6 protein-coding genes are annotated in these 7364 nt (G+C 43.5%); 1 reads left to right on the top strand and 5 read right to left on the bottom strand.

What is annotated here, in order from left to right; all coding sequences use genetic code 11:
* Positions 1–310: 310 nt before the first annotated feature.
* From EKM80_RS14230 to EKM80_RS14215, 4 genes are all read right to left on the bottom strand, one after another.
* Positions 311–1072: a WxL domain-containing protein gene (locus tag EKM80_RS14230; protein WP_125554306.1), complete on the bottom strand. Its 762-nt coding sequence runs from the start codon at positions 1070–1072 to the stop codon at positions 311–313.
* Between the two features lie 78 nt (positions 1073–1150).
* Positions 1151–1414 carry a hypothetical protein gene (locus tag EKM80_RS14225; protein ID WP_125554304.1) on the bottom strand — a complete coding sequence of 88 codons (264 nt, stop codon included), beginning with the start codon at positions 1412–1414 and terminating at the stop codon, positions 1151–1153.
* A gap of 880 nt (positions 1415–2294) precedes the next feature.
* On the bottom strand, positions 2295–5087 hold the full coding sequence (locus EKM80_RS14220; protein WP_191985958.1) for a cation-translocating P-type ATPase: 2793 nt from the start codon (positions 5085–5087) through the stop codon (positions 2295–2297).
* Positions 5088–5327: 240 nt separating this feature from the next.
* Positions 5328–5678, bottom strand: coding sequence for an arsenic metallochaperone ArsD family protein (locus EKM80_RS14215; protein WP_125554300.1), 351 nt, complete (start codon positions 5676–5678; stop codon positions 5328–5330).
* A gap of 183 nt (positions 5679–5861) precedes the next feature.
* On the opposite strand from EKM80_RS14215, the gene EKM80_RS14210 reads away from it, so the two are divergent.
* Entirely contained in the window at positions 5862–6485 is a 624-nt protein-coding gene (locus EKM80_RS14210; protein WP_125554298.1) for a hypothetical protein, read from the top strand.
* A gap of 75 nt (positions 6486–6560) precedes the next feature.
* On the opposite strand, the gene EKM80_RS14205 is transcribed toward EKM80_RS14210, so the two are convergent.
* Positions 6561–7193, bottom strand: a complete 633-nt coding sequence (locus EKM80_RS14205) for a hypothetical protein (protein WP_125554296.1) — start codon at positions 7191–7193, stop codon at positions 6561–6563.
* Positions 7194–7364: the final 171 nt, after the last annotated feature.

Below are 7364 nucleotides of genomic sequence, written 5' to 3'. Positions count from 1 at the left end.
CAAACCTACATTTTCTAACCGCCATAAACCTACATTTTTACGCCGCCCTTGACAATCAAGGCTAAGCTACCAAAAACTACTGCTATAATTGCTACTAACCAAGTGTTAAATTTCTTCATCTAAATCGTCCCCTTCGCCACTGATTTTTTAATTAAACCGCTTTCTCAGCATTTTAATTATACCAATCCGCAGCGCATTATGACATACTCGTTTGTTCATTTAAAAAAACAGGAGTGAGCCAAGTATCTGCCCACCCCTGCTGCCATTTAGTAGCAGATCACCGCTAAACGTTCTACTAGTATTAACTTAATTAATTGCTTGGAAGTGGCGCTAAGGTCCAAGTAATAGGTGCATCATATGAACCCTTCGCTGTTTCAGCTGGCACAGTTAGACTTGCTGCTGAAGAATCCATATATCCTACTGAAGTCATACCATAACCTGTTCCAGCTTTAAGACTTAGTACTGTTTCTGGTCCACCAGTGCCTGCCATTAAGTTAACTGCAGTTGAAGTCAAGTCTGTTGTGTTCGTACCTGATTGAGTCCCCCCAGCCACTGCGTTCAAGTTCATAGTGAACGCAGCATTGCCTGTTCCAGCTGGCGTATCCTTAATTCCTGCAACCCCATCAGGATCAGCCAAACCTGTAAAATTGCCTAGCTGCGCCGTCACTGTGTAGCCCATACCCGTTGATGCATTATCCTCACCGTCACGGTAATCATTAACTTGTAGTATGCCATCACTATTCCCATCATCTGTTACTAAACCTTCATTATTCTTTAGAATTTTATTATCAGTGCCAGGTTGAACAACACCAAAGTTAAAATCAGGCACTTTCATTAATGTCAGATAACCAGTCGTTACCGTAACATGAGCATCTGATTGTCCAGTCGCTGTACCTGTCGTATCATTGATATCTTTGGAAGTTGAAGCTGGTAAATCAGTAGTTTTAGTATCAGAACCAGTAACATATCCATTAGCCGTCCCCGCTGCATTTGCGCCAACCATTGGTACCAAAGCCCCAAAGCTTAATGCGGAAGCACCTAATAATGTGATTAATTTAGTTGAGAGTTTCATGATGTTTTTCTCCTTTCGGCGATCCTTTATTATTTTTTTATTATCATTTGTCGTACCAATTCGAAATGAGTGCGGCTATTAAGATTCTGCCTTAACTCTTCTTGAATTTAATACCGCTAATGCTGTTCCTATACCAATCATTCCACTGGACATTAGCATTATCGCTTGCCAGCCATTATCACTAGTTTGCGGTAAAGTTGCCGTTGCCACCGTCACCATTGGTTGAACTGCCGTTGGTGCCGTTGCAATCGGTGCTTCACTAGCAGTGGTAGTCTTGGTATTATCTGTGGTTACAATGACATGCGCATCTGACTTCATTGCATTTGTACTAGCTTCGACCACGCTATCATTCCCCCAAATTGAGTAGGAATAATAATGATAACTTACGGCTACACCTATTAGTATCAATCCAAGTAAGATAATCCTAATCATATTGCGAGGTCTAACTGATAATTTGTTCATCAGCGTCAGCCTCCTTGTTCATAAATAAGCCCTTCCATTTCAACAACTGAAGTATAGCATTGAAACTCAAAAGCGTAAACAACCCTGTTCCTTAAGTGATATCAAGACCTAATCATTACTTTTAGATTATAGGTACAATAATATTAAACCATGTGTTAATGTCATTTATCGAAAATACAACCGTTGCTTTTTGACTTTTCTATTCGCAATAATAACTAATATCTTCTGATAATCATTGATATAGAAGGGTTTTCATAAATTCAGTATAATTAACCTATACCAATCAAAAAATCGACTATTTCAGTGTTCTACATCAACTCGAGTTGTTCCAACCAATCTTAAATCAACCATAAAAAGTAAACAAAGTTTATCTATTTTGAATAAATAACTATTTTTTGTCTAAATTGCACCTAAAATCTTCACAATTTTTTCATAAATTTTTTTTTTGGTTTTTTGCCTATTTTTTTAAAACGCCTATATACCAAGCTTTCATAATTAAATAACACAGTGGTCTAAAACCTAGAGCTAACCTAAATTATAATTTTACACAATAAAAAAGCGTTCAATTAGACTTAATTAATTCGAAAAATTTAAAATTATTTTGATTAAGTGATTTTTTTGCCCAATAATGCGAACTAGCAAAGCAGCTTACTAAATAGAACGACGGCCAACACTTGTTTAATGTTGGCCGTCGTTCTATTTGTTTTTACTATTAAAATTAGTCGTTAGTCTAATGACCCTTCGGTTGCTTAAGCTATTTTTACCAGATTTTTATTTTGAACAGTTCCTTGATCCCCGACAGAATGAAAGTTGGCAGGGCCGGCAAGAAAATTACCGCCAAGTAAATCTGCCAAGTCAGCAGGCTGGTGCCCATCAAGGTATTGAAAAATGGTAAGAACGTGATCGTCAGCGATGAAATTGCCGCGAATAGCACGGCCGCCAGCAAGTATGGATTACTAAACGGATTGCGGCGGAATAGTGTATGCTCACTTCGCGCATCAAATACGTGCCACAGTTGACCGAAGACTAAGGTTAAAAAGGCGACCGTTTGCGCTTCATTTTGTTGCATCCCCGCTTTGGCAGCCCAGTAAAAGGCAATAAAAACGGCGAAGCCCATCACAAAACCGCGAATCATCACGCGTGATAATAGATGGTCGGCCAGCACGGAACGCTTCACGTCACGCGGTTTGACCGCCATAATATCCTGTTCTGGCTCGTCGTAACCCAGGGCAAATGACGGCAGCGAATCGCTGATCATATTGACCCACAACACCATGATCGTGGTTAGTGTTGGTGTCAGTTCGGAAATATGGCCGATTGGGCGGGTGATCAGAAAAGTGCCCAGCAAAATCGATAACACTTCGGCGACGTTAGTAGTCAGTTCCTGACGCATAAAGTTTTTAATGTTGGCAAAAATCGTTCGCCCGGCGGCAACCGACTTTTCAATGGTAGTAAACTTGTCGTCCAACAGAATCAGATCAGCCGAATCCTTGGTAACTTCGGTGCCGTTGATGCCCATGGCAATACCGATATCAGCGGCGCGCAAGGCGGGCGCGTCATTGACACCATCGCCGGTCATCGCCACCACCTGTTCATGCTGCTGCAAGGCCTTAATGATCCGCTGCTTATGCTCTGGGGAAACGCGGGCGTAAACCCGCACATCCGGCACTAATTCAAATAATTCTTCAGCAGTCATACGCTCGATTTCGCGGCCTTCAACCACCTGCGCCTGCTTATCCTTAACGATACCTAACCGATAAGCAATCGCTCGTGCTGTCGCCGCGTGATCACCGGTGATCATCACCACTTCAACCGACGCTTTGCGTAACGTAGCAATTGATTTTTGGACTTCCGGCCGCGGCGGATCAATAATACCGGCGATGCCTAGAATCGTTAAATCTTGTTCCAGCTCTTCCTGGGTGGCGTTCAACGCTTCAGTTTGGGTCAATTCACGTTTGGCGACGGCGATGGTGCGCAACGCATCGTTAGCGTAACTTAAAATTTGCTGCTCCAATACATCATTGGCAGCCGCGATATCAACTAGCTGATCATGCAGCTGTGCATTGGCGGCGTGGCGCATCACCACATCCGGCGCCCCTTTGGTCAGTAATTCGTAACGCTCACCGACCTTAACGATCGTACTCATCATCTTCCGGGTGCTTTCAAATGGTAGAATCCGCAGAATATCACGATCTTGTTCGCCGGTCTGACTTAGCAACTCATCGCGACCAACCTGTGCTTTGTGGCCGAGCACCACCAACGCCACATCGGTTGGATTGCCTAAGGGCGCGTAGTTGCCAATTTCATCGCGCTGGATCTGTGCCTCATTGTTTAAAACACCACTTTGAATAAATGGTAGAAAATCGGCAGTCTGTACGTCTTGGTCAGTTTTAACCGCATGAATTTCGCCAACTGGATCGTAGCCGTTACCATCCACCGCAAAATTAATTCCGTTGGCGAAAAAGCGGGTTACAGTCATTTCATTTTTAGTCAGCGTCCCTGTTTTATCCGAAGCAATAAAGGTGGTTGCCCCCAGCGTTTCCACACTGCTTAGCGATTTGATCAACCCTTTATTCCGTGCTAAAACACGGGCGCCGATGGTCAGCACAATCGACAGTACCACCGGCAGCGCGTCCGGGATCGAAGCGACCGCCAACGCAATGGCACCAGAAACGTTATTCATGAGGCCAACCACTGTGATCGTGCCTGTGTTCAAATATTCCTTCACTAAATCATAGCTGATTGCTACGACAACCACCGCGCCGGCCGCCAACATTAAGCGCTTAGTCAGCTGGCTGACCGTTTGCTCGATCGGCGTTTTCTGCTGCTTAGTTTGTTGCAACAAGTCAGCAATTTTACCTAATTCAGTGTTCATTCCAGTGGCTGTGACGACCCCGATACCGCCACCGTTAACCACGGTTGATCCGGAAAAACCCATATTAGTCCGTGATCCAAGTTCGGTATCCGCTGCTAAACTGTCGCGGGTCTTTTCTACAGCGTCTGATTCGCCGGTCAAATGGGATTCGTTGATCTGTAATTCATTGACCGTTAACCAACGTAGATCAGCCTCGATAAAGTCGCCGATTTTAACATCAACGATATCACCTGGCACCAGGGCAACGGCATCGATTTTTTGCCAAGTTTCATCACGTAACACATTGACTTGATGCCGTGAAATGGCGCTTAAGGCGGCCAACGATTTTTGCGCCTTTAATTTCTGCCAATAAGTTAAGCTGGCGTTGACTAGGATCACGATCAAGATTACGAGGCCTTCATAGATTGCTGCCATCCCATGGGCGTGATCGTTTTTGACGATAAAATCATAACTGGCGCTGATCAGCGTTAAGCCGATGGCGATCCAGAGAATAATAATAATCGGTTCTAACAGCGAACGTAGAAAGACGCGCCAAGCTGGCACACGCGTTTCATGTTGAATTTCATTGTAGCCGTACTCGGTCAGTCTGTCGTGTGCTTCTGTGGTGGTCAAGCCGGCATGGCGCGAGGTTTTCAAGCGCTCGATGACGGCCTGACGATGCTGTGAATGCATAGGCAGATTCCTCCTTATATTGGGGGGTCAGTCGACAATATATAATAAAAAAATTATTATATTCATAACTATTATTATTTCAGAAAACGGTGTCGACGTCAAGGCTGTTTGCTCGAGCATGAGTTAAGCGCGCTAGATAACGCGCTTAACTTTAGCAAAAAACAAAAAAATACAACAAGCAGCGCCGGTAACAGCTGACTTGTTGTACCACCTTCACGTTATACCAAAATAATTTAGAAGGTTCAATTAGTGACAGTTACACTCCCCTGCGCCGCCGCCGCAACAACCACCGCCAGTATCGGCTGGCACAAAGTCTAAGTCGGTGATTGTTGATAGATCATCAATGCTGGGATAAGCACCTGTTTTGACCACTGCGCCATCAAACATGGTGATCGGCAGTACTTTTTCAGTTTCCGCTTGTAGCAACGCTGTAATTTCTGGGCGTTGGGCAAATAATTCGCGGTCGTTGACTAAATTATACCGGGTTGCTTCTATAAAGGGCACTGGTTCCAATGCCGTAAACGCTGCATGGATCATTTGCAGAACAGGATTGTCTGCCGCATATTCAGCAGCTTCAAATAATTCTAATTTTTTCATCAGGTCACAACCTTTGCTAGGATAGCCTTAAATATAGACAGCGGTTACAACTGTGTCAACCCTTCCATCCCTTTTTCAGGAAATACCCTAATCGTTTTATCGATATTTATGACCAAACGTTAAAGCAGCGCAAAATATGCTATAATTGTTATCGGTTACATTGCTTATTTGGAGGTATTTAATATGGAAAATTTTGCGGCGGCGAACGATGAATTTGCCGATTATATTGACACTTTACTGTACCAGCCGATTGATATTTGGTTAGCGCCATTCACGGCTACTTATCAAGCCGGAATGGACGCAGGCATTAGTGCGGCCTACACAAAATGTATCAGCAGTGAAAATGAACTTACCAGCACAGAATTAGTTAAGCAATTTCCTGAGTTCGAGCAGGAAAATCAAGCGCGGACGCAAGCCCTTGGCGACTTGTTGCGCACTCGTTTAGCCGAACCAACTGCCCAGGATTTCAAGGCGATGGACATCAAGTTACGCTTGCAGATTGTTAGCGCTAAGGGTGTTCGTTCGTGGGACGACGCCAAATTAGCCACCGATACAACGCTCAATCAGCGTGATTTTGTGGATGTTTATTTCTACGGCTTCCAATATGGTTATCAGCTCAGCATGCAATCGGTGCTGGCGACCACTAACGAACTACTCAGCGATGAACAAAGCGCCAAACTGGCCGAAAGTCAGGCGACTAAAGCGACCAGTGAACAATATCAGTTCACCTTGGCTGATGAACCATTACTGCAACTAACCTGCCAACAGATCTGGCAAGAACTAACTGCGCAAGAAATCCCAAAATAGTGCTAGCCACTATAAAATAAACGTCCCCTTCAAGTAACGGACTATCGCTGCTACTTGAGGAGGACGTTTGTCTATTTATTTCAACAGCATCACTAATGTGTCGCGTTCAACGGTTAACGTTTCCGGCATTCGTTGCCAAAATTGCTGCGTTAAGCGGTCAAAGTCAAGCAAGTCCAGCTCACTTATTTGTAGTTCTGCCTGATTCTCATACAGCGACGTAAAAATATCTAAATGGTGCAGTGTATTACTAGCAAGGTCTAACGGATCAACAACCTGGCAAAAGTAATCTGGCCGTATTTCGCGTAACTGCTGTGCCGCCGTGCTACTACCCGATTTGATCACCTCAGCCAAATAATATAACTGCTGCATTTCCACCACATTCATTGCCTGCGCCATATCGTTAGTCAATAATACCCCAAACAAGCGCATACTCGTTCGATAATCAAACTGAGCAGGCGTCAGTTTTTGCTGCGCTAAATTATACGTCAAAAAGTCCTGCACCTGTTGCTGCCATTGTTGCGCCAATAATAAAATATGCGTATACAGGTGCATTGTCACTTCAATGTTGACCAAATTGGCATCACTCGCTGGTACGGCCAATCTGGATTGATCAATTTTCGTTTTATAATACATTTGAATAACCGTTGTTAATTGCTTACAATAATTATCCTTTTGATCACGCCAGAAATAGAATTTTACTGTGTCCATACCCAGGATTCCTCGCACTCGATATTTTCTAAACTTATCAGCTAAATAATAGCAGTTGTTATAATTAAGTTATTCTAATAGTGAATAACCTATACTAAATATATAAGAAAATTATACCCAAATTGCAAGAACAAATTAGCCACACGATAAATCCTATTAAATCAGTATTTT

The sequence above is a fragment of the Loigolactobacillus jiayinensis genome, assembly GCF_003946445.1.
GTDB lineage: Bacteria > Bacillota > Bacilli > Lactobacillales > Lactobacillaceae > Loigolactobacillus > Loigolactobacillus jiayinensis.
This window is presented reverse-complemented; position numbering and strand designations above follow the sequence as displayed.